This window comes from Pseudomonas sp. QC2 (assembly GCF_002859085.1).
Classification (GTDB): Bacteria; Pseudomonadota; Gammaproteobacteria; order Pseudomonadales; family Pseudomonadaceae; genus Aquipseudomonas; species Aquipseudomonas petroselini.
In genome coordinates this window covers 50,191-73,142 of sequence record NZ_PKKS01000016.1, presented here as the reverse complement: position 1 = coordinate 73,142, position 22,952 = coordinate 50,191, and the positions used below count along the sequence as shown (strand labels likewise).

The 22,952-nt window shown below is 59.8% G+C and carries 19 protein-coding genes and 8 tRNA genes; 10 read left to right on the top strand and 17 right to left on the bottom strand.

Annotated elements, in window-relative coordinates; genetic code table 11:
• Positions 1–237: 237 nt before the first annotated feature.
• The 4 genes from QCBJ_RS14395 to QCBJ_RS14380 form a co-directional block, all read right to left on the bottom strand.
• A tRNA-Asp gene (locus QCBJ_RS14395) sits at positions 238–314 on the bottom strand.
• 19 nt (positions 315–333) lie between these two features.
• Positions 334–409: transfer RNA gene (locus tag QCBJ_RS14390), tRNA-Val, on the bottom strand.
• A 176-nt stretch (positions 410–585) separates the two neighbouring features.
• Positions 586–662 (bottom strand) — tRNA-Asp (locus tag QCBJ_RS14385).
• A 19-nt stretch (positions 663–681) separates the two neighbouring features.
• A tRNA-Val gene (locus QCBJ_RS14380) sits at positions 682–757 on the bottom strand.
• A 159-nt stretch (positions 758–916) separates the two neighbouring features.
• On the opposite strand from QCBJ_RS14380, the gene rdgC reads away from it, so the two are divergent.
• The 3 genes from rdgC to sugE all read left to right on the top strand — a co-directional run bounded on the left by rdgC (position 917) and on the right by sugE (position 3,363).
• Positions 917–1,837, top strand: coding sequence for a recombination-associated protein RdgC (rdgC, locus tag QCBJ_RS14375; RefSeq protein ID WP_012723141.1), 921 nt, complete (start codon positions 917–919; stop codon positions 1,835–1,837).
• 139 nt (positions 1,838–1,976) lie between these two features.
• Positions 1,977–2,942, top strand: a complete 966-nt coding sequence (locus QCBJ_RS14370; protein WP_046036527.1) for a bile acid:sodium symporter family protein — start codon at positions 1,977–1,979, stop codon at positions 2,940–2,942.
• Positions 2,943–3,048: 106 nt separating this feature from the next.
• Positions 3,049–3,363: a quaternary ammonium compound efflux SMR transporter SugE gene (gene sugE, locus QCBJ_RS14365; RefSeq protein WP_010211634.1), complete on the top strand. Its 315-nt coding sequence runs from the start codon at positions 3,049–3,051 to the stop codon at positions 3,361–3,363.
• 110 nt (positions 3,364–3,473) lie between these two features.
• Here the strand turns inward: sugE and QCBJ_RS14360 are convergent, their stop codons facing one another.
• The 4 genes from QCBJ_RS14360 to QCBJ_RS14345 form a co-directional block, all read right to left on the bottom strand.
• Positions 3,474–5,342 (bottom strand): MFS transporter, encoded by a 1,869-nt coding sequence (locus QCBJ_RS14360; RefSeq protein ID WP_093546647.1) that lies wholly within the window; start codon positions 5,340–5,342, stop codon positions 3,474–3,476.
• Positions 5,343–5,409: 67 nt separating this feature from the next.
• Entirely contained in the window at positions 5,410–6,558 is a 1,149-nt protein-coding gene (locus QCBJ_RS14355; protein ID WP_102061082.1) for a TDT family transporter, read from the bottom strand.
• A 107-nt stretch (positions 6,559–6,665) separates the two neighbouring features.
• Complete coding sequence (locus tag QCBJ_RS14350; RefSeq protein ID WP_012723137.1) at positions 6,666–6,977, bottom strand: cupin domain-containing protein; 312 nt, start codon at positions 6,975–6,977, stop codon at positions 6,666–6,668.
• Between the two features lie 45 nt (positions 6,978–7,022).
• Entirely contained in the window at positions 7,023–8,216 is a 1,194-nt protein-coding gene (locus QCBJ_RS14345; RefSeq protein WP_043205041.1) for an MFS transporter, read from the bottom strand.
• A gap of 91 nt (positions 8,217–8,307) precedes the next feature.
• On the opposite strand from QCBJ_RS14345, the gene QCBJ_RS14340 reads away from it, so the two are divergent.
• Positions 8,308–8,847, top strand: coding sequence for a TetR/AcrR family transcriptional regulator (locus QCBJ_RS14340; RefSeq protein WP_102061081.1), 540 nt, complete (start codon positions 8,308–8,310; stop codon positions 8,845–8,847).
• A gap of 131 nt (positions 8,848–8,978) precedes the next feature.
• Here the strand turns inward: QCBJ_RS14340 and QCBJ_RS14335 are convergent, their stop codons facing one another.
• From QCBJ_RS14335 to QCBJ_RS14320, 4 genes are all read right to left on the bottom strand, one after another.
• Positions 8,979–9,758 (bottom strand): ABC transporter permease, encoded by a 780-nt coding sequence (locus QCBJ_RS14335; RefSeq protein WP_012723134.1) that lies wholly within the window; start codon positions 9,756–9,758, stop codon positions 8,979–8,981.
• Entirely contained in the window at positions 9,755–10,687 is a 933-nt protein-coding gene (locus tag QCBJ_RS14330) for an ABC transporter ATP-binding protein (RefSeq protein ID WP_010211649.1), read from the bottom strand. The genes QCBJ_RS14335 and QCBJ_RS14330 overlap by 4 nt, the downstream gene beginning before the upstream one ends.
• Before the next feature lie 135 nt (positions 10,688–10,822).
• On the bottom strand, positions 10,823–11,440 hold the full coding sequence (locus tag QCBJ_RS14325) for a glutathione S-transferase family protein (protein WP_046036837.1): 618 nt from the start codon (positions 11,438–11,440) through the stop codon (positions 10,823–10,825).
• 57 nt (positions 11,441–11,497) lie between these two features.
• The gene (locus QCBJ_RS14320; protein ID WP_102061080.1) at positions 11,498–12,157 is read right to left on the bottom strand and encodes a transglutaminase family protein; all 660 of its coding nucleotides are present in this window, start codon (positions 12,155–12,157) and stop codon (positions 11,498–11,500) included.
• Between the two features lie 191 nt (positions 12,158–12,348).
• On the opposite strand from QCBJ_RS14320, the gene QCBJ_RS14315 reads away from it, so the two are divergent.
• Together QCBJ_RS14315 and QCBJ_RS14310 are read left to right on the top strand one after the other, a co-directional pair.
• Positions 12,349–14,796 carry an acyl-CoA dehydrogenase gene (locus QCBJ_RS14315; protein WP_102061079.1) on the top strand — a complete coding sequence of 816 codons (2,448 nt, stop codon included), beginning with the start codon at positions 12,349–12,351 and terminating at the stop codon, positions 14,794–14,796.
• A 75-nt stretch (positions 14,797–14,871) separates the two neighbouring features.
• Entirely contained in the window at positions 14,872–15,279 is a 408-nt protein-coding gene (locus QCBJ_RS14310; protein ID WP_010211653.1) for a PA2817 family protein, read from the top strand.
• A gap of 106 nt (positions 15,280–15,385) precedes the next feature.
• On the opposite strand, the gene QCBJ_RS14305 is transcribed toward QCBJ_RS14310, so the two are convergent.
• Positions 15,386–16,369 carry a LysR family transcriptional regulator gene (locus QCBJ_RS14305; protein ID WP_102061078.1) on the bottom strand — a complete coding sequence of 328 codons (984 nt, stop codon included), beginning with the start codon at positions 16,367–16,369 and terminating at the stop codon, positions 15,386–15,388.
• An 89-nt stretch (positions 16,370–16,458) separates the two neighbouring features.
• Here QCBJ_RS14305 and QCBJ_RS14300 point away from each other — a divergent pair, with 89 nt between their 5' ends.
• From QCBJ_RS14300 to QCBJ_RS14290, 3 genes are all read left to right on the top strand, one after another.
• The gene (locus tag QCBJ_RS14300) at positions 16,459–17,085 is read left to right on the top strand and encodes a hypothetical protein (protein ID WP_012723128.1); all 627 of its coding nucleotides are present in this window, start codon (positions 16,459–16,461) and stop codon (positions 17,083–17,085) included.
• A gap of 315 nt (positions 17,086–17,400) precedes the next feature.
• Positions 17,401–19,140: a dipeptidase gene (locus QCBJ_RS14295; RefSeq protein WP_102061077.1), complete on the top strand. Its 1,740-nt coding sequence runs from the start codon at positions 17,401–17,403 to the stop codon at positions 19,138–19,140.
• 213 nt (positions 19,141–19,353) lie between these two features.
• Positions 19,354–21,090, top strand: coding sequence for a dipeptidase (locus tag QCBJ_RS14290; RefSeq protein ID WP_102061076.1), 1,737 nt, complete (start codon positions 19,354–19,356; stop codon positions 21,088–21,090).
• 100 nt (positions 21,091–21,190) lie between these two features.
• Here QCBJ_RS14290 and QCBJ_RS14285 read toward each other — a convergent pair.
• From QCBJ_RS14285 to QCBJ_RS14270, 4 genes are all read right to left on the bottom strand, one after another.
• A tRNA-Gly gene (locus QCBJ_RS14285) sits at positions 21,191–21,266 on the bottom strand.
• A gap of 3 nt (positions 21,267–21,269) precedes the next feature.
• Positions 21,270–21,345 (bottom strand) — tRNA-Glu (locus tag QCBJ_RS14280).
• A 104-nt stretch (positions 21,346–21,449) separates the two neighbouring features.
• Positions 21,450–21,525: transfer RNA gene (locus QCBJ_RS14275), tRNA-Gly, on the bottom strand.
• A gap of 4 nt (positions 21,526–21,529) precedes the next feature.
• A tRNA-Glu gene (locus QCBJ_RS14270) sits at positions 21,530–21,605 on the bottom strand.
• A gap of 359 nt (positions 21,606–21,964) precedes the next feature.
• On the opposite strand from QCBJ_RS14270, the gene QCBJ_RS14265 reads away from it, so the two are divergent.
• Positions 21,965–22,735: a hypothetical protein gene (locus QCBJ_RS14265; protein WP_012723124.1), complete on the top strand. Its 771-nt coding sequence runs from the start codon at positions 21,965–21,967 to the stop codon at positions 22,733–22,735.
• Positions 22,736–22,952: the final 217 nt, after the last annotated feature.

The following is a 22,952-nucleotide window of genomic DNA, read 5'->3' as shown; positions in this document are numbered from 1 at the left end:
GAGTCGCCTGGAAGTCTTTCGCGTGGCTATAGATAAACGTTTAACCGGCCAAGGGCGCAATCAACCAATGTGCATAGGGGTATTCCCCCACGTCATGACGCACCCGCACAGTTCAGGGCGAATAGGCAGTGCACAATGGCAAGGCACCAGGAGGATAAATCGCAGACGAAAAAAAGCCCGCTCAATGAGCGGGCTTCTTGTGGCGACCTGGCGTTCAGCGTTCCAGGTAACCGAATATGGCGCAGCGGACGGGACTCGAACCCGCGACCCCCGGCGTGACAGGCCGGTATTCTAACCGACTGAACTACCGCTGCGCGTAACACGTGAAGCGAATGGTGGGTGATGACGGGATCGAACCGCCGACCCTCTGCTTGTAAGGCAGATGCTCTCCCAGCTGAGCTAATCACCCTTCGTTTCGGTGTGGGCGCATCATACACCAAAAAATCGTAATGTCTTGATTTAAATGTACTTTATTTAAAAAAAGTTTACCGCGCGATTTTTTCCATATCCCGGACAGCAAAAAGCCCGCTCATTGAGCGGGCTTTTTGTGGTGACCTGGCGTTCAGCGTTCCAGGTAACCGAATATGGCGCAGCGGACGGGACTCGAACCCGCGACCCCCGGCGTGACAGGCCGGTATTCTAACCGACTGAACTACCGCTGCGCGTAACACATGAAGCGAATGGTGGGTGATGACGGGATCGAACCGCCGACCCTCTGCTTGTAAGGCAGATGCTCTCCCAGCTGAGCTAATCACCCTTCGTTTCGGTGTGGCGCGCATTCTACGGAGCGACCCTGGGTCTGGCAAGCACTTTCTTAAATCTTTTTTTTGATAGCTTCCAATGGCTTAGGCAGGGTTGGCCTGGGGCGTGATCAAGAGAATAATGCCCCCCTTTGTATAAAGGAGAGACTCACCCCATGTGGTTCAAGAACCTGCTTATCTATCGCCTGACCCAAGATCTGCCTGTTGATGCCGAGGCGTTGGAAGCGGCCATGGCCACCAAACTGGCGCGCCCTTGTGCAAGCCAGGAGTTGACCACTTACGGTTTCGTCGCACCTTTTGGTAAAGGTGAAGACGCTCCCCTGGTTCACGTCAGCGGTGACTTCCTGCTGATCGCCGCGCGCAAGGAAGAACGCATCCTGCCGGGCAGCGTGGTGCGTGACGCACTCAAAGAGAAAGTCGAAGAGATCGAGGCCGAGCAAATGCGCAAGGTCTATAAGAAGGAACGCGACCAGATCAAGGATGAAATCATCCAGGCCTTCCTGCCGCGCGCCTTTATCCGTCGTTCGTCGACCTTCGCCGCCATCGCGCCGAAACAAGGCCTGATCCTGGTCAACTCCGCCAGCCCGAAACGCGCCGAAGACCTGCTGTCGACCCTGCGTGAAGTGATCGGCACCCTGCCGGTTCGCCCACTGACGGTGAAAACCGCACCGACAGCGATCATGACCGACTGGGTCACCACCCAGAAACCGGCCGATGACTTCTTCGTCCTCGACGAATGCGAACTGCGCGACACCCACGAAGACGGCGGCATCGTGCGTTGCAAGCGCCAGGACCTGACCAGCGAAGAAATCCAGCTGCACCTGACCACCGGCAAAGTCGTGACCCAATTGTCCCTGGCCTGGCAGGACAAGCTGTCCTTCATGCTCGACGACAAGATGACCGTCAAGCGCCTGAAGTTCGAAGACCTGCTGCAAGACCAGGCGGAACAGGACGGCGGTGAAGAAGCCCTGGGCCAACTGGACGCGAGCTTTACCCTGATGATGCTGACGTTCGGCGACTTCCTGCCGGCGTTGGTTGAAGCGCTGGGCGGTGAAGAGACGCCGCAGGGCATCTAAACCATGTGAAAATCAAAATGTGGGAGGGGGCTTGCTCCCGATAGCGTTCTGTCAGTTAAAACACCTATGACTGACAGACTGCAATCGGGGGCAAGCCCCCTCCCACATTTGATTCAATCCAACAACAAAGGACACCCCCATGCGTGCACTCGCCGCCTTGAGCCGCTTCGTCGGCAACACCTTCGCCTACTGGGTGTTGATTTTCGCCGTCGTCGCCTTCCTCGAACCCGGTTGGTTCATCGGCCTCAAAAGCGCCATCGTCCCGTTGCTGGGCCTGGTGATGTTCGGCATGGGGCTGACCCTCAAACTCGATGACTTCGCCGAAGTCGCCCGCCATCCATGGCGCGTGGCGCTGGGCGTGGTCGCACATTTTGTGATCATGCCGGGCGTGGCCTGGTTGCTGTGCCAGGCCTTTCACTTGCCGCCGGAAATTGCCGTCGGTGTGATCCTGGTCGGTTGCTGCCCAAGCGGCACCTCGTCCAACGTGATGACCTGGCTGGCCCGCGGCGACCTGGCGCTGTCGGTGGCCATCGCCGCCGTCACCACCCTCCTCGCCCCGCTGCTCACCCCGGCGTTGATCTGGCTGCTGGCCTCGGCCTGGCTGCCGGTGTCGTTCATGGAGTTGTTCTGGTCGATCCTGCAAGTGGTGCTGCTGCCGATCGTGCTCGGTGTACTGGCACAACGCGTGCTCGGTGATCGGGTTCGCCACGCGGTAGACGTGCTGCCACTGGTGTCGGTGGTGAGCATCGTGATCATCGTCGCGGCGGTAGTCGCCGCCAGCCAGGCGAAGATCGCCGAGTCGGGCCTGTTGATCATGGCCGTGGTGATGCTGCACAACAGCTTCGGTTACCTGCTGGGTTACTTCACCGGCCGCGTGTTCAAGCTGCCGTTGGCGCAGCGCAAGTCGCTGGCACTGGAAGTGGGCATGCAGAACTCCGGGCTGGGCGCCGCGCTGGCCAGTGCGCACTTTTCACCGCTGGCGGCGGTGCCGAGTGCGTTGTTCAGCGTCTGGCACAATATTTCCGGGGCGTTGCTGTCGACTTACTTCCGTCGCATGAGCGAAAAGGAAGACCGTCGGGCCCTGGAGAACACGTCACAAACTTGATCAGCCGAGCACTTTTCGGCACTCTACCGGGCTTCGCGGGGACGACCCCGCGACGCTCTCAAGCGCCTAATCCGGGGACGACCCCACCTAATATTAGGAGGTCATCATGTCCTGGATCATTCTGTTTTTTGCGGGTCTGTTTGAAGTCGGCTGGGCCGTCGGCCTGAAGTACACCGACGGTTTCAGCAAGCCGCTGCCCACCGCCCTGACGATTGCCGCCATGGCCGTCAGCCTCGGCCTGCTCGGGCTGGCCATGAAGGAACTGCCACTCGGCACCGCCTATGCCATCTGGACCGGCGTGGGCGCGGTAGGCACCGTGATTGCCGGGATTATCCTGTTTGGCGAGTCTATGGCGTTGTTTCGACTGGCCAGTGTGGCGTTGATCATTTGTGGGCTGATAGGGCTCAAGATCAGCACCTGAGCCACTACCGCCATCGGGGGCAAGCCCTCTCCCACCGTTTGAATGTATTCACAGATCAAAATGTGGGAGGGGGCTTGCCCCTGATGAGGCCGGTATAGCCAAAACCAACACTACCTGACACTCCCCCGCAACCCACCGACCAACTCCTGCAACCTGGCAGGGGTCGGCCCATCCACCGGCTCACCCGCCACCAACACCACCCGCGACCAGATGCGATGGAAGAAGCCCTTCTTCGGATCGCGACTGAAGAAACTTCCCCACAACCCCTGCAACGCCATCGGAATCACCGGCACCGCCGTCTCTTCGAGAATCCGCGTTACGCCACCGCGAAACTCGTTGATCTCGCCATCGGCGGTCAATTTGCCCTCCGGGAAGATGCACACCAACTCCCCTTCCTTCAGATACTGCGCGATACGCGTGAAGGCTTTTTCGTAGATCTGGATGTCTTCGTTGCGTCCCGCAATCGGAATCGCCCCAGCGGTGCGGAAGATGAAGTTAAGCACCGGCAAACGATAGATCTTGTAGTACGTCACAAAGCGAATCGGCCGACGCACCGCGCCGCCAATCAGCAATGCATCGACAAACGACACATGGTTGCACACCAGCAACGCCGCGCCTTCGTCCGGGATCGCCTGCAGGTTGCGATGCTCCACGCGGTACATGGAGTGGCTGAGCAGCCAGATCATGAAACGCATGGTGAACTCGGGGACGATCTTGAAGATGTAGGTGTTGACCGCGATGTTGAGCAGCGACACCACCAGGAACAATTCCGGGATCGACAGCTTGGCCACGCTCAGCAACAGGATCGACACGATGGCCGAGACCACCATGAACAGCGCATTGAGAATGTTGTTGGCGGCGATCACGCGCGCGCGTTCGTTCTCGGCGGTACGCGACTGGATCAGCGCATACAGCGGCACGATATAGAAACCGCCGAACACACCGAGGCCGAGGATATCGAACAACACCCACCAGGCCTGACCGTAGCTGAGCACGGCGAGCCAGTCGTTGGCCTGCACGTTCTGCGGGAAACCGCCGGAGTGCCACCACAGCAACAGACCGAACACGGTCAGGCCGAATGAACCGAACGGTACCAGGCCGATTTCGACCTTACGGCCGGAGAGTTTTTCGCAGAGCATCGAACCCAGCGCGATACCCACCGAGAACACGGTAAGGATCAGCGTCACCACCGTCTCGTCGCCGTACAACCACTCTTTAGCGTACGCCGGGATCTGCGTCAGGTAGATCGCGCCGACAAACCAGAACCACGAGTTGCCGACGATGGAGCGCGAAACGGCGGGCGTCTGCCCCAGGCCCAGGCGCAGGGTGGCCCAGGATTCGCTGAAGATATTCCAGTTCAGGCGCAGTTGCGGGGTCGACGCCGCCGCGCGCGGAATGCTGCGACTGGCCAGGTAACCCAACACCGCCACGCCGACAATCGCCACGGACACCACCGGTGCGTAATGAGTGGACGACATCATGATCCCGGCGCCGATGGTGCCGGCCAGGATCGCCAGGAACGTGCCCATTTCCACCAGGCCGTTGCCACCGACCAGCTCATCGTCGTGCAACGCCTGGGGCATGATCGAGTACTTCACCGGGCCGAACAGTGCCGAGTGCGTGCCCATGGCAAACAGCGCCAGCAGCATCAGTTCCAGGTGGTTGGTCAGGAAGCCCGTCGCGCCGACGGCCATGATCACGATCTCGCCGATCTTGATCGCGCGGATCAACGCATCCTTGTTGAACTTCTCGCCAAACTGCCCGGCCAGGGCCGAGAACAGGAAGAACGGCAGGATGAACAGCAACGCACAGAGGTTGACCCAGATCGAGCGGTCACCGTCGAGGGTGAGCTTGTAGAGAATGGCGAGGATCAGCGATTGCTTGAAGATGTTGTCGTTGAAAGCCCCCAGCAACTGGGTGATGAAGAACGGCAGGAAACGCCGTGTGCGCAGCAAAGTGAATTGCGAGGGGTGGCTCATCGTCCGTGTTCCTGCGTGGCCTATTTTTTTGTAAAAGCATTCAGGCCACGACTTTACCTAATCCTGCTTACTTATTCGCTAGTCCCGCAATGCACGGTGAAACAAAAAGCTCACCTTTATAGGCGCCCTGCACGGTGCGCTTGGCGACGATCAGCCACATCAGCGTCAACGCCACCACCAGCACGCTGCCGAACACACTGAAAAACGCCAGGTGCAACAGGCTCGCCAGTTTGAGCGTAGCCAGGGCATACACCCCGAGTGGGAAGGTAAACCCCCACCAGCCGAGGTTGAACGGGATACCGGCGCGCAGGTAACGCAGGGTGATCAATACCGCGATCAGCATCCACCACAGGCCAAAGCCCCACAGCGTAATGCCCGCCACCAGCCCGAGGCCGTTGGCTATTTCACCGACACCCGGCAGGCCATTGGCCGCGAAGATCGCCGGCGCATCGCCCCCCAGCAGTAACATGCCCAGCGCCCCCGTGCCGATGGGACCCAACGCCAACCAGCTCGACGCGGCCATATTGGCGTGAGGCAGTTTATGCAAGGCCATGCGCAGCATCAGGATGGTCAGGATGCTGAACGCCACCGGCAGGGAAAACGCCCACAGCACGTAGCTGGTCACCAGCATCACCAACTGCGAATGCGCGTCCGCCAAGTGCGGTGCCAGCAGCCCACCGCTGGCGGCGGCAACTTCGGCGGCGACCACGGGCAGCAGCCAGACAGCGGTCATCTGGTCGATGCTGTGTTCCTGGCGGGTGAACATCATGAACGGGATGAGCACGCCGCAGGCCACGGCCATGGCCACGTCCAGCCACCACAGCGCCTCGGCCAGCGGTATCACGTCGGCGCCCCAGCGCGGCAGGCCGAATAACAGCAAGCCGTTGAGGATCGTCGCGAGCCCCATGGGGATAGTGCCGAAGAACATCGACACCGTGGAGTGCCCGAAAATCCGCCGCGCCTCGTGGAAAAACATCACCCAACGGGCTGCGTACAACCCGCTGAACAGCACAAACAGGCCGAGGGTGAAAAACCACAGCGCTTCGGCGATGGCGTGCACGCCTGGCAGAGGGACCGGCAGTTGCGCCAGGGCCAGCGCCAGCACGCCGGTGCCCATGGTGGCGGCAAACCAGTTCGGTGTGAACTGGCGGATCACTTCCCGTGGACGGGTGAGGTGACTGAAAGGCTTATAGCTGAGGGTATTCGAGCAGGTCATGATGGCAATCCTCTTCCTCGCATGAGGTTGAGACCATGGTAGAACCGTATCGAATATCTATATAACGGGTAATATCTCTATCTGTTATCTACTTTGCCAATATAGCGTCAAACACTGCCTTCACATTCGATCACCAGAATGCGCGCCTGCCCTTGGGGATGGGCCACATGCTCGGTGCCGACACTGGCATAGAAGATGTCTCCGACTTCTAACTCCGCCACCCGTTCGAAGCCATTATCGCGGTAATGCATGTGCACCCGGCCATCCAGCACCACAAACACTTCTTCGCCGTCATTGATATGCCAGCGATAGGGCTGGTCGGTCCAGTGCAGGCGCGTGGTGATGCCATTCATAGTGGCGATGTCCAGCGCTTCCCAGGCACGGCTGCCGGTGAAGTCCTTGCTGCGGATGATCTTCATGCTTGAATCTCGATCAGGCCAATACGGAGCACCGATTATTACCCATCAGCCGCCTGTCGTCGCCCTGACCCGCGCCGAATCCTGCAGCAGCAATGCGATCAACGCACCGAGGGACAACAGGATCAGGACTGCGCCGTAGCCGTCGGTGGTCGCGATCAGGCCAAAGCTGCGAATCAGGTTCCCCGCCAACAATGAGGGCAGGCAGAACGCCAGGTAGCTCAGCACATAGAACGCCGACATCAAGCCTGCCCGCTCATGGGGTAACGCCAGCGGCACCACACTGCGCAAGGCGCCGAGGAAACCCGCGCCAAAGCCACTGCCGGCGATCAGGGTGGCGATGAAGAACAATGGCAGGCTGGCGCTGTGCACCGCCGTGAGGATCAGCGTTACCCCGATGGCCAGCAACCCGGCGCCGAGCCGTAATACCTTATCGGCCGGGCGATTGCGCAGGGTAAAAATCATCAGTGCGCCGCTCAGGGTCAACACCGCCACCAGGCCGCCACCGATCAGGTTGGAGGTCGACCCGGTGGCCGCCCGCACCAGCGACGGCGCGAGGGACAGGTAGAACCCGCCCATCGCCCACACCGCCACATCCACCGGCAACGACAACCACAACGCCCGGCGCGCCTGGGGCGGTACATGCAAGGTCGGACGCAGCGACGCCAGAGCACCGGGGATACGGCCCACGGTTTCCGGCAGGCGCCATACATAGAGGGCCTGCAACAGCATCAAGGCCAGCAACGTCCAATAGATCAACTGGGTCGGCAATGGCGCGAACTCCACCAACAAACTGCTGCCCATCGCCCCGCACGCCATACCCAAAAGCGGTGCCACGCTGTTGACCAGCGGGCCTTGCTGGCGATCGGTGTCGAGCAGTGCCGCGCCCAACACGGCGGTGGCCATGCCGGTGGCAAACCCTTGCAAGGTCCGCGCGGCAATCAGCCAGGCCACGCTGTCTTCGTGGATAAACAGCAGCATCGCCAGCATATCCAGGACCAGTGCGGCAAAAATCACCGGCTTGCGCCCCAGGTGGTCCGACAATGAACCGACGGTCAACAGCGCCGCCAGCAGGCTCAAGGCGTAGACACCGAAAATCAGCGTGAGCATGCCCGCCGAAAAATGCAGGCCTTCCTGATACAGGTGGTACAACGGCGTCGGCGCGCTGGAAGCGGCCAGGAAGGTCAGCAAGGTGATCGCGAGGAACACCAGGCTGGAACGATGGGAAACAGGACTGGACATGCACACGCTCCGCTAAAGCTAAGATTTTGCTTTTGCAGAGTGTGCTACCCGTCAGCGCTTAAAGCAAATTCTTTGTGTTAAGGTCACAAACATGGCGATAAAAGAAGGCCTTCGCCCGGGGGGCCGCAGTGCCCGGGTACAAGAATCCGTCCATTCGGCGGTGCGTGAACTGCTGGAAACCCATGAGCGTTCCAGCGTCACCGTGCCGATGATTGCCGCGCGCGCAGGCGTCACACCGTCGACCATCTACCGACGCTGGGGCGACCTCTCGGTGCTGCTCGCGGACGTGGCCCTGGCACGCATGCGACCCGACAGCGAGCCGGCCAACACCGGCAGCCTGCGCGGCGATTTGCAGGCCTGGGCCGAGCAATACCTGGATGAAATGAGTTCGGAGCCGGGGCGCAACATGATGCGCGACCTGCAGTGCATGATCACGCCGGGGTACTGCGTGAGCATCTTGAGTGGGCAGTTGCAGACGATTGTCGATCGCTATCCGGACCCGGCGCCACCGAGCGTGGACCATTTGATCAACCTGATCGCAGCGCCCACAGTGTTTCGCATTCTGTTCTCGACCGAGCCGCTGACAGTGGAAGCGCTGCATGGGCTGATCGAACTGGCACTCAATTCCTGACGTTACGCCAATGCAAATGTGGGAGGGGGCTTGCCCCCGATAGCGATCTGTCAGTCACTCATGCACTGACTGATCCACTGCTATCGGGAGCAAGCCCACTCCCACATTTTTGACCGCGTACATCCGTTGAGTCAGGTACGCATCCCGCGCCCGCTCACCAGCAGCTTCGCACAGCCGATGTACAGCACCACGGTCGCCACCAACATGAACGTGATCGCCACGCTGATCTTGATGTCCGACACGCCCAGGATGCCGTAGCGGAAGGCGTTGACCATGTGCAACACCGGGTTGGCCAGCGACACGGTCTGCCAGAACGGTGGCAGCAGGGTGATGGAGTAGAACACCCCGCCCAGGTAGGTCAGCGGCGTCAGCACGAACGTCGGGATGATCGAAATATCATCGAAGTTGCGTGCAAACACGGCGTTGATGAAGCCCAGCAACGAGAAGATCGTCGCCGTCAGCACCACCACCAGAATGGTGACCCCGAGGTGATGCACCTGCAGGTGCGTGAAGAACAGCGACAGCAGGGTCACGATCACGCCGACCATCAAACCACGCAGCACGCCACCCAAGGTGTAGCCGATCAGGATGGTGTGAGGCGAGACCGGCGACACCATCAGTTCTTCGATGGAGCGCTGGAACTTGCTGCCGAAGAAGCTGGAGACCACGTTGCCGTAGGAGTTGGTGATCACCGACATCATGATCAGGCCCGGCACGATGTACTCCATGTAGGTGAAGCCACCCATGTCGCCGATCTGCCGGCCGATCAGGTTACCGAAGATCACGAAGTACAAGACCATGGTGATCGCGGGCGGCAGCAGGGTCTGCGGCCAGATCCGGGTAAAGCGTTTCACTTCGCGATAAACGATGGTTTGCAGCGCGACGAGGTTGGGTTGCAGTTCGGAACTCATACCGCCACCTTCGCCAGATTTTTCTCCACCAGGGACACGAACAACTCCTCAAGGCGATTGGTTTTATTGCGCAAGCTCAGCACTTCGATGTTCTGGGTCGCCAACTGCGTGAACAACGCGGTGATGCCCATGGCTTTGTCCACCTGCACTTCCAGGGTGTGGCTGTCGACAAGACGGCTCGGGTAGCCGAGCAATTGCGGCGGCGCCGACAGGTTGTTCTTCAGGTCGAGCAAAAAGGTTTCCACATGCAACTGGCCCAGCAGGTTACGCATGCTGGTGTTCTCGACGATGGTGCCGTGGTCGATGATGCCGATGTTACGGCACAGCTGCTCAGCCTCTTCCAGGTAATGGGTGGTGAGGATGATGGTGATGCCCTTCTCGTTCAACTCGGTGAGAAAGGTCCACATCGAACGGCGCAGCTCGATGTCCACGCCGGCGGTGGGCTCATCGAGGATCAACAGGCGCGGCTCGTGCACCAGTGCACGGGCGATCATCAGGCGGCGTTTCATGCCTCCGGACAACGAACGCGAAGGCACATCGCGCTTGTCCCACAGGCCCAACTGGGTCAGGTACTGCTCGGCGCGTTCCTTGGCGACTTTCGCCGGGATGCCGTAGTAGCCCGCCTGGGTCACAACAATATCGAAGGTCTTTTCAAACTGGTTGAAGTTGAATTCCTGGGGCACCACGCCGATCGAACGCTTGAGCGCCGCCGGGGATTTGTCCAGGTCATGGCCGAAGATATTCACCGTGCCGCTGGTCTTGTTGACCAGCGTGGAGAGGATACCGATGGTGGTGGACTTGCCGGCGCCGTTAGGGCCGAGCAAGGCGAAGAAGTCACCTTCGGCAACGTCCAGATCGATACCACTCAGGGCCTGGAAACCGTTGCCGTAGGTTTTGGTTAGCTGCCGGATGGACAGAGCGGAACTCATATCGGATTACGCACCAAAAGAAGGGAATAGAAAGAGTAGATGAGGGCGCAGCCCAGGTAGTTCAACGGCGGCGCATGACGGGCATGGTGCTTGCCCGCGCCGCACAAGTACAGTCACCCGTATTAATAGTGGGTATTAAGTCAACGCAGTCATCACCGCTTTGCGGTAGGCCGGCCGTTGTTGCAGGCGCTGGTACCAGGCCTCTAGATGGGGCATTGCAGGCCGTTCGATAGGCATTTCAAACCAGGCGTAGATGAAGCTGCCCAAGGGGATATCGCCCATGCCGATCTCTTCACCCGACAGATACGGCTGTGTGGCGAGTGCCTGGTCAACCGTCTTGAGCACATCGATACAGGCCTGGCGACCGGCGTGGATGCTGTCCCAGTTCTGTTTTTCCGCGGGGGTGCGCAGCACGCCCCAGAATACGGTCTTGAACGGTTCAGCGAAGGTCGAAGTGGTCCAGTCCATCCACTTTTCCGCGCTGGCGCGGGCCTTCAGGTCACCGGGATACCAGCTGGAAGCCTGCTTGGCGCAGAGGTAGCGCACGATGGTGTTGGACTCCCACAGCACAAAGTCGCCGTCCTCGATCATCGGCACCCGACCGTTGGGGTTCAACGCCCGGTAATGCGGCGTGTCGACCACACCAAAAGCCCCGCCCGCATCAATTGCTTCATAGTCCAGGCCGAGTTCCTCGGCGCACCACAGTGCTTTCCTGACGTTTGATGAATTTTTACGACCCCAGATTTTCAGCATGACCGCGCCTTTATTGTTGATGAACATGGCTGGATGAACGCAGCAGCATACGCCGGTTCACGCGCGGCTTAAATCGCTCTGCAGATCACCCAGCAGGGTCGGCATGTCCTCGGCAAACAGGTGGGGGTAACACTGCCGGATATGGGCGAAGAAAAACGCCTCGGGCACGTCAGGAAATTGCCCGTGGTCGATGACGTATTCCATCGAACGCTGGCCCTGGCGGTTGAACGCGTGGAAGACACTGTCGTTGATCCCGTCGAACGCCAGCGGCGGTACATCGAACACATCGCACAGTTGCTGGTTGAACGCGGGCGTGGCCTTGACCCAACGATCATGCAGGTACAGTTCGGTGTAGCCGTGCATGGCGAACACATCACTCTTGAGCAAGGCGAGCAGGCGCGGCGTCGATAAATGATTGCGCACGTCTGCCAGTCCGATGCGCGCCGGGATGCCGCAGTGGCGGGCGCATGCGGCAAGCAAGGTGGCCTTGGGCACACAATAGCTTTCGCCGGCGGCCAGGGCGAAGCTGGCGTTCAAGGTGTCGGGATCACGGCTGAAGGTGTAGGGGTTGTAGCGAATCGCCTCACGCACGGCATAGTAAAGGCTGACTGCCTGGTCACTTGCAGCCGCGCGGGTTCCGCGATGTTTTTCGGCGAACTCCACCACCGCAGGGTGGTCACTATCGATGAAGCGGCTGGGACTCAGGTACGTATCCATGAGCGTGATCTCCGGGGGAAGCCTGGAGTTTAACGACAGGTCTGCCACAGAGATAACGACGATTCGGCCAAATGTCGGCGCCTGCTGCCAGGTGCTCCCAGTACAACTTGTAACACCCTGATCACCCCGCTTGCTCGGATGCCGACTAAGCTCCCTGGTGGTTTCGCCCCTGGTTTCACGGAGGATTGAATATGCTGTTGTTGTGGATACTGGTTCTGGTGGTCGGCATTGCCTACCTCGCGCACCGCCGCGTCGCCCCCCTGCCCGCCCTGGGCGTGGTGGCTGTCTATCTGCTGGCGATGGGTGCCTGGAGCCACGCACCGGGTTGGCTGCTGCTGATCTTCTGGGTGTTGATTGCCGTTGTCGCCGCGCCGCTGCTGCTCCCCGACCTGCGCCGCCAATACTTCACCAAGCCGCTGTTCAGTTGGTTCCAGAAAGTCCTGCCGCCGATGTCCGAGACCGAGCGCGACGCCATCGACGCCGGCACCGTGTGGTGGGACGGCGAGCTGTTCAGTGGTCGCCCCGATTGGGACAAGTTGCTGGCCTACCCCAAGGTCCAACTGACCGAAGAAGAACAGGCGTTTATCGACGGCCCGACCGAAGAACTCTGTGCCATGGTCAGCGACTGGGAAATCGGCCAGGCCATGGACCTGCCGCCCGCTGCCTGGGAACACATCAAGACTCACGGTTTCTTCGCCCTGATCATTCCCAAGGAATATGGCGGCAAGGGCTTCTCCGCCTATGCCCACTCCCAGGTCGCAATGAAGCTCGCCACCCGCAGCGGCGACCTGGCCTCGACCGTGATGGTGCCCAACTCCCTCGGCCCGGCCGAGCTGCTGCTGCACTACGGCACCGACGAGCAGCGCAACCATTACCTGCCACGCCTGGCCCGTGGCGATGACATCCCCTGCTTTGCCCTCACCGGCCCGCTGGCCGGCTCCGATGCTGGCGCCATGCCCGACACCGGCGTGATCTGCAAAGGTGAATGGGAAGGCAAGGAAACCCTCGGCCTGCGCCTGAACTGGGAAAAACGCTACATCACCCTCGGCCCAGTCGCGACGCTGCTGGGCCTGGCCTTCAAGGCCCATGACCCGGACCACCTGCTGGGCGAAGAGGAAGACCTGGGCATCAGCCTGGCGCTGATCCCGACCGACACCCCGGGTGTAGAAATCGGCCGTCGCCACCTGCCCCTGGGCGCCGCGTTCATGAACGGTCCCAATTCCGGCAAGGATGTGTTCATTCCCCTGGAATTCCTGATCGGCGGCCAGGAAATGCTCGGCAAGGGCTGGATGATGCTGATGAACTGCCTCTCCGTGGGCCGTTCGATTTCCCTGCCTGCGGTCGGCACCGGCGCGGCCAAGTTCACCAGCCTGGTGACCGGCCAATACGCCCAGGTGCGCGAGCAATTCAATGTGCCTCTGTCGGCCTTCGAGGGTATCCAGGAAGCGCTTGCGCGTATTGGCGGCAACGCCTGGCTGATGGACAGTGCGCGCATGCTCACCGCCAATGCCGTGGACCTGGGGGAAAAACCCTCGGTGCTGTCTGCGATCCTCAAGTACCACCTGACCGAGCGCGGTCGCGAGTGCATCAGCCACGCCATGGACGTGCACGGCGGCAAGGGCATCATCATGGGCCCGAACAACTACCTGGGTCGCAGCTGGCAAGGCGCGCCGATCTTCATCACCGTTGAAGGCGCGAATATCCTCTCGCGCAACCTGATGATCTTCGGCCAGGGCGCGATCCGTTGCCATCCGTTCGTGCTCAAGGAAATGGCCCTGGCCGGTCGCGAAGACCATGATCAGGCGCTGAAGGAATTCGATGGCTTGTTGATGCAACACATCGGCTTTGCCGTAAGCAACGCCGCCAGCACCTTGGTGCTGAACCTCGGCGTGGGTCATTTCGAGAAGGCGCCGGGCAACCGTTTGAGCCAGGGTTATTTCCGCGCACTCAATCGTCAGGCTGCCGCGTTCGCGCTGCTGGCCGACTTGAGCATGATGCTGCTGGGTGGCGAGTTGAAGCGCCGCGAACGCCTGTCGGCACGCTTGGGTGATGTGCTGAGCCATATGTACCTGGCCTCGGCGGCACTCAAGCGTTATCACGACCTGGATTCACCGGACCACCTGGAACCGCTGTTCGCCTGGGCCATGGAAGAAAGCCTCGGCGAATCGGAACGTGCCCTGGATGAACTGCTCAGCAACTTCCCGAACAAGGTACTGGGCTGCCTGCTGCGGATCATCGTGTTCCCGTTCGGGCGTCGCCATACCGGGCCGTCCGATGCGCTGGATGCCGAAGTGGCGGCGGTGATCGGCCGCGCCAAAGGCGATCCGACCCTGGAGGAGTTGCTGGCCGGCTGCTACCGCCCGCAGTCCGTGGAAGACCCGGTGGGCGCCCTGCAACATGCCTACGACCTGCTCGGCGCCAGCCATCCGCTGCAGAAGAAACTGCACAGCGCGCTCAAAAGCGGCCAGGTCAAACCGACGGCCGGGGAACACGCCATCGATGCGGCCCTGCACGCCGGCGTGCTGCAACCCGCCGAAGCGCAAACCCTGCGTGACGCTGAAGCAGCGCGGCGCAAGGTGATCGACGTGGATGATTTCAGCAAGGAAGAGCTGACCCAGGCTGAGGGTAAAGTCCGCTGATACAGGCGGTCATATAAATACGGGCGCGAGAGGCATATACTCTCGCGCCCGTTTTTGCTTTAGAGGACTTATCTCGTGTCCAACGTCGTTGCCGATCATCTCGTCTTGCTCGACCATTTGCGCAGCATCCTGGTTGCCGTCGGCGAAGCCGAACAGGTGCCCGAGGAAAGCCATTCGCTGTTCCTGGAGCGCTTCGACGAATTGCGCGCCCTGCTGCCGATCGACCCGATCGAAAGCCAGTACCTGGGCCAGGACCTGATGAGCCAGGTCATCCTGCGCTACCCGCAAATTGCCCACCTGGTGCCGCGCGACCTGCTGTGGTTCTTTGGCGGTGACTGCCTGCACTTCATGCCCGATGAAGAACTGGACCTGTACCAGGCCCTGGAAGAACGTCGCTTCGAAGCCGAACAGAACGACGAACCGTTCGACTGGAACCAGGAAAAACAGCTGCTGGCCATGCCGGACGACCAGAGCAAGCACTGATCAGCAGAACATCACCTCGCGGCTTACTGCCGTGAGCGGGCTTGCCCCGCGCTGGGCTGCGTAGCAGCCCCATTGCCAACACCTAGTCAGATCTCAGTTGCCTGTTCTAGGGCCGCTTCGAACCCCAGCGCGGGCCGTGCGACGATTCCACAAGCCCGCTCACCCCACGCAGTGTCGGTTCGCGCGCCATACACGCCACCAGATAATCGATAAACACCCGCAACTTCGGCGGCAAATACCGCGTGGGTGAATGCAGCAACCACGCCTCGCCATGGTAAGACGCAATAAAGTCCCACCTCGGCAACACCTGCACCAACCGCCCCTCCTCCAATGCATGCCGCGCCGTAAAGTACGGCAAGCTGCCAATCCCCACATGCTGCAAGACCGCATCCAGCCGCACACCGGTGTGGTTCGCCGCATACCGCCCGCGCACTGAGACCGTCATAGACTTGCCGGCCTGGCGAAATTTCCAGCGGGAATCCCCCGGCGTTTCTCCCAGATAGATGCAACTGTGTTCCAGCAAATCATGGGGGTGGCTCGGCGTACCGTGCTCCGCCAAATACTGCGGCGTCGCACACAACAGATGCTCGATGGGCAACAACTGCCGACCGACCAAACCCGGCGGCGGGCTGTCAGTGATGCGGATGCTGAGGTCGACATTGTCATCAATCATGTCCACCTGCCGATCCTCCAGAATCAGCTGCACGTCCACCTTGGGATAACGCCGCAGGAACTCCGGCATATGCGGGTGCACCACGAATCGCCCCACCGCCTTGGGCACGCTGACCCGCACCAGTCCTTCGGCTTCATGATTGAACTGGCCGCTTATCTCCATCACCGAACGCGCGGCGTTGACCATCTCCTGGCAACGCTTGAACACCTCTTCCCCGCCCTCGCTCAGGCGCAACTTGCGCGTGGTGCGCTGCAGCAACCGTGTCGCCAGGGCCTTCTCCAGGCGCGAGATACTGCGACTCACCGATGAAGGCGACGCGCCCATCTGCCGAGCGGCCTCGGAGAAGCTGCCGGCTTCCACCACGTTGACGAAAATCGCCATTTCGCCCAACAGCGACAACGGTAGATTGATGCTCATGGTGCACAGGTCCATTGATAGTTGAGTGGATTATCACCGATGTACGCACTATTTATACTGCCCGCAGAACCCTGATGCGGATGTAGATCATGACCGAGCGCCTGTTTTTCACCCACGACCACCTGACTGCCGAGCTGGAAGTGCTGAGTTGCACACCCCATGAGGGCCAGTTTGCGGTCATCCTGCAGTCGACGATTTTTCACCCACAGGGCGGTGGGCAACCTTTCGATACGGGTTGGCTCGGTGAGAGTTCAGTGCTGCGCGTGACCCAGGAAGCCGATCGCGTGGTGCACTACGTCGACCGCCCGCTGGAGCTTGGCCCAGTCACAGCTAGGGTCGATGAACAGCGCCGTGCGTTGCACAGCCGATTGCATTCCGCCGGGCATTTGATCGGTAACGTGGGTGAAACCTTGGGCTGGATGCCGATCAAAGCCCATCACTGGCCCGGCGAAGGCAAGATCACCTTCATCCGTGGCGAAGCCGCGCAGGCGATGGAGGCCGAGACGATCCAGCAGCAGGTCAACCAATGGATCGCCGCAGACTACCCGCGCCACATGAACTTGGAAGACGGCACCCGCCAAGTAGGCTTCGGCGAACTCCCCGCGTACGCCTGCGGCGGAACTCATGTGCACACGTTGGGCGAGCTGGGCCGCGTCAGCATCCTCGCGATGTCGGAGAAAAAGGGCGCGCTGTCGGTGCGCTACGAGATCGACTGAGACGACACCTTATCTGTGTGTGATGAGCGAGCCCTCCCAGGGAAAGGCTGATGCGCTGCCAGGCGTGTGGCTCCCTTGTCGTCGGTAACTTCCGAGCCACGACCCGATGGAACATTCAAGCAGACCTTGTATCGGGTGCCACAGTAAGCGGTAAACACGCCGTTCGTAATGAACGGCGTTTTCGCATGAAAAGCAGGACATTTCCTTCATTCAGATCTCCCCCCCCTTTCCTTCAGAGTGGTAGTGTGTGGAAATATTTCTGACAGTTCGATCAGAAACACCCTACTCACCACCTGCAAAGGAATGCCTCCAGCAATGCACTTTCCACTCAAGCAACTGGCCGCGGCCACCCTGTTCGCGGCGAGCCTCTCAGCCATCACCAGCCCCGCTTTCGCCAACATCACCGCAGAGCAAAGCACGGCAATCATCAAGCGTTTCAACGAAACGTCCGTCACCGACTTTCGGAGTTTCCTCGGTACCCTGGCCAAGGGCGATCTGGGCAAAACCAGCGATGTGGGCCCGGCGATCAGTGCCTTCCTTGATAACAAATCCTTGAGCGCCGACCAGCAGAACGAAATCAATCGCCTGCTGGGCATCTACACCCGAGTGAAATACGGCAAGGCCGCCACTGAGACGCTGCGCGAGCTGGTGGAAATCCCGACCTTTAACGTGGACGGTCTACCACAGTACAAAAACCCGGAATTCATCAAGATCGCCGGCAAGATCCAGGACTTGGCCAAGGCCTTTAACCTGAACTTCCGCAATATCGATAACCGCGTGTACGAAATCTCCCTGCAAGGCAGCGGCGACGAAGTCGTCGGCATCCACGCCCACGCCGATGTGGTGCCGGTGACACCGGAGAATTGGGTGCTGAAGGACGGCACCCAACTGGACCCGTTCAAAGTCACGCTGATCGGCGACCGCATGTACGGCCGTGGCACCGAGGATGACAAGAACGGCATCGTGGTGGCCATGTATGCCATGAAGGTGATCAAGGAAGAGAAGCTGCCGCTGGCGCGCAACTTCAAGCTGCTGGTGGACACCACCGAGGAAACCTCCGGCGACGCCATTCCCTATTACTTCGAAAAGAACCCGACACCGCAGTACAACCTGGCACTGGACGGCGGCTACCCGGTGGTGATTGCCGAGAAAGGCTACGGCACCGTGATGGCGACGTTCCCGCGGCGCAAGGGTGAAGGCAAAGGCGCGGAAATCATCTCGATGACCGGTGGCATGGCGACCAACCAGATTCCGTCGGCATCCGTTGCCACGTTCGTAAGCGACAAGCCTGCGGAATTGGCCGCCAGCCTGCAAAAGGCCGGGACTGAATATGCCAAAGGCAACGGCGGTGATTTTGAAGTCGCCGCCAAGGTCGACGGCAAGCACGTCAAACTGACGGTCACCGGCGTGTCCGCTCACTCGTCCGAGCCGGAATCCGGAGTCAACCCGGTATCGCGCATGCTGGAGCTGATCCACAGCCTCGACGGCAAGATCGCCCTCAAGCACAACCACATCACCGATGCCGCACGGTATGCGTCCGACAACTGGGGGCTGGATTACTTGGGCGGTAAATTGGGCGTGGGCTTTTCCGATGCGTTCATGGGCCCGCTGACCACCTCGCTGACGTTTGTCGGCCTGGATGACAAAGCGTTCAAGCTGGCGGTGAACCTGCGCGTGCCGAAGGGAAAATCCCCGGAAAAGCTCAAGGCCGAGATTGCCGACAAACTGAGCGCCTGGGACAAGAAAACCAAGGTCAACGTGGACTTCACCTACTCGATCGCCGAGCCGATGTACCGCAACCCGGAAGGTGAATGGGTCAAAGCCCTATTGGCGGTGGCCAGCGAAAACCTGGGCATGGAACACAAGTTCGGCACTTCGGCCGGTGCGACCTCCGTGCATGAATTGCCCAACGGCGTGCAATTCGGCCTGGCGCGCCCGGAAGTGAAATACACCGGGCACACCGACAACGAGTTCAAGACCGTCGACCAGTTCTTGCTGGACCTGCAGATCGTTACCGAAATGATGGGCCGCATCGGGCAATTGCCGAAGCTCTGAGCCCCCTCGGATCCGCCGTCCTGGCGGGTCCATCGCGTTGGCTGCCTGGCTGCGCACACACAAAAACGCCGCCCGTGACCGAGCGGCGTTTTTGCATGGGTAAGACGCTCGTAGGAAATATCTCATTTTGTTTTGAGCAGCTCTCCTTCTACCTCACGGTGTTAGCTTCGGCAGGCAATCTCAACTGCCTACGAAGATAGGAGTGCCACAACAATGAAGTCATCACTTAAGCACCTGCTCATCGCTGCCCTGGTAGTCCCCCTTGCAGCATTCACCCTGCCCGTACAGGCCAATATTTCCCCGCAACAAAGCCGCGCCATCCTCACGCACTTCAGTGAGACATCGCCCACTGACTTCCGTGAGTTCCTGAGACAGCTGGGCGTGAGTGAACCCCCCATGAGCAGCGACCTGGGCGCGGCAATCAGCGGTTTCCTTGACGGCACGGCACTTTCCACCGCGCAGCAAAACCAGATTCATCGCCTGCTTGGCCTCTATGCCCGATTGAAGTACGGCGACGCCGCCATGGGCACCCTGCGCGAACTGGTGGCCATTCCGACCTTTCGTGTGGAGGGTGTTGCCCAGCACGATAACCCCGAATTCATCAAGATGGGCAACACACTCAAGACGTTGGCAGAATCATTCAACCTCTCCTTTCGCAACATCGACAACCGCGTTTTCGAGGTCTCGCTCAACGGCACCGGCGATGAAATCGTGGGCATTCACGCGCATGCCGACGTCGTGCCTGCCAATCCGCAGGACTGGGTATTGGAAGACGGCACCCGGCTTGACCCCTTCAAGGTCTCCCAGGTCGGCAACCGCTTGTATGGCCGAGGCACGGAAGATGACAAGAACGGCATCGTGGTGGCGCTCTACGCCATGAAGGTCATCCAGGAGGAGCGGCTACCGCTGGCGAGAAACTTCAAGCTGCTGGTCGATACCACTGAGGAAATCGCCGGCGATGCAATCGCCTACTACTTTGAACGCAACCCGACGCCCCACTACAACGTGGCTCTGGATGGCGGTTATCCGGTGGTCATTGCCGAGAAAGGCTATGGCACTGTCACCGCGAACTTTGCCCGACGTACTGCACAGGGCGACGGCGCCGAAATCATCTCCATGACCGGAGGCCTCGCCGCCAACCAGATCCCGCTGACCTCGGTTGCCATACTGGTGGGGGAAAATCCGATTGAATTGGCAGCCCGCCTGCAAAAGGCGGGTAACGACTATGCGAGGCGCAATGGCGATAATTTCAACGTAATCGCCCAAGTCATCGGCAAGGAAGTCCAACTGACCGTTACCGGCGTGTCTGCGCATTCATCAGAACCCGAATCCGGTGTGAACCCCGTCGCCAGGATGTTGGGCTTCATCCACAGCCTGGACGGGAACATCGCACTCAAGCAAAACCCTATTTCCGATGCCGCGCGCTACGCTGCCGACAACTGGGGGCTGGATTACCTGGGAGGCAAACTGGGTATTGGCTTTTCGGATGCATTCATGGGGCCTCTGACTACATCACTGACCTTTATCGGCATGGATGAAAAGACCTTCACGCTGACGGTCAACCTACGCGTACCAAAGGGAAAACGCTTGGACGTGCTGAAAGCCGAGATTGCCGACAAGTTGGGCGCCTGGAGCACGAAGAACGCCATTGCAATGGACGTGGACTACTTGATGACCGAACCGATGCTCCGCGACCCTGAGGGTGAGTGGGTCAAGGCGTTGCTGGACGTCGCCAGCGAAAACCTCGACATGCAGCGAAAATTCGGCGCCTCTGCCGGCTCAACCTCCGTGCATGACCTGCCCAATGGCGTGCAGTTCGGCCTGGCCAGGCTCGACGTTAAGTACACCGGCCACACCAATAAAGAGTTCAAGACGGTCGACCAGTTCTTGCTGGACCTGCAGATCGTTACTGAAATGATGGGGCGTATCGGGCAGTTGCCGAAGCTCTGATAGCCGAATGAGCCCGTCGCGATGGCGGTTTTTTTCGTCCGGCATAAATCCCACGCAAACAAAAACGCCGATCATCACTGATCGGCGTTTTCGTTGAATATGGAGCGGGAAACGAGACTCGAACTCGCGACCCCGACCTTGGCAAGGTCGTGCTCTACCAACTGAGCTATTCCCGCAAATGGCGTCCCCTAGGGGACTCGAACCCCTGTTACCGCCGTGAAAGGGCGGTGTCCTAGGCCACTAGACGAAGGGGACACACAACTGAAACACATGGTGTGTATTTCAGTGTCCAGAGATTAAATCCGAAGATTATGCCCTGGTTTCACTCAGTACCACCCGAAGGCAATACCGCTTAAATTTGGAGCGGGAAACGAGACTCGAACTCGCGACCCCGACCTTGGCAAGGTCGTGCTCTACCAACTGAGCTATTCCCGCATATTGGCGTCCCCTAGGGGACTCGAACCCCTGTTACCGCCGTGAAAGGGCGGTGTCCTAGGCCACTAGACGAAGGGGACACACGTACAACATTCACTCCCTACCGCGTTTCGCTGTGTGCTTTACGCTGTAAGTGGCGCGCATTCTATGGATGGATTGAAAGGTCGTCAACCCCCAAGGATAAATTTATTTAAATCAATGACTTCGCCCTGCTTTCCGGGCTTATCGGAGGATTGTGCCCGCCCAGGCTTTGGCGCCTATATTCTGGCGTCCGACAAGGCGCTATAGTTCGCTCCGACAAATGATGGCAATGTGCATCCATGTAACGGACGCCTATCTATAGAGAAGCAAACTACCTGGGCAACTGGTCGATCAGCCCTATCCGCCGGATGGCCCAGTCACTACACTCCACTGTAAACCCTATAAAGAGGTCACACCGGTGACACCACTCATGATCACCCTGCTGGTAATAGCCGGGATCGTAATACTGATCGCCATTGGCTATATGAACCACGTGGTGGAAAACAACAAGCTGGAAAAGAAGCGCACCGAGATCGAGCTTAACGATCGCCTGCGCCGTTGCGGTGAAATCACCGAGACCTTCCCCGGCCAGTTGATGTCCCCGGCGCTCAAGTTGTTGCTTACCCGACTGGAACTCAACGTCAACCAGCGCCTGTTGAACCTCAACAAGACCAGCGCCCCCATCAAGGCCCGCATCGCCGAACTCAATACGCTGGTGGCTCAGGGCGAATCGATCCCGGTGAACAACCCACCCGCGCCGATCCAGACCGAAGCCAAGGCCAAGGACGTGCGCTTCCTGCTCGAAGCCCTACATGGTCAGGTCACCCGCGCCGCACAAGACGGTTTCCTGCCGGCCAACGAAGCCAAGCACTGGATCAAGGAAATCCGCCATATCCTGGTGTTGCTGCATATCGAGTTCTTCAACAACCTCGGCCAGCACGCCCTGCAACAAGGCCAGCCAGGCCAGGCGCGCCTGGCCTTCGAACGTGGCGTGCAGTACCTGCGCAAACAGCCTGAACCGGTCATCTACAGCGCACAGCTGCAACAGCTGGAAGGCCAACTGGCCCGCGCCAACTCCACGGTGCTGACCAACAGCAAGCCGGCCGAAGACGAAGTCAACGAACTGACCGAAGGCCTCAAAGTGGTCGACGCCGACGCCGAGTGGAAGAAGAAAGTCATCTACGACTGATGCCCCTCTCCTTATACATAGGTATCTACACAACGCTGTAGCAACCAGCCTAACCACGATGCGAAGCGAGCCGCTCTTGATCTTGATCTTGATCTTGATCTCGCTTTTGATCTCAGGCGCCCCGTCAAACACGCTGGCCGGAATTCGACAGGGATTTGAGGGGTAAACCGGCAGGGATGCCGGTTTAGCCGCCCCGCGCCATGGATGGCGCGTGGCG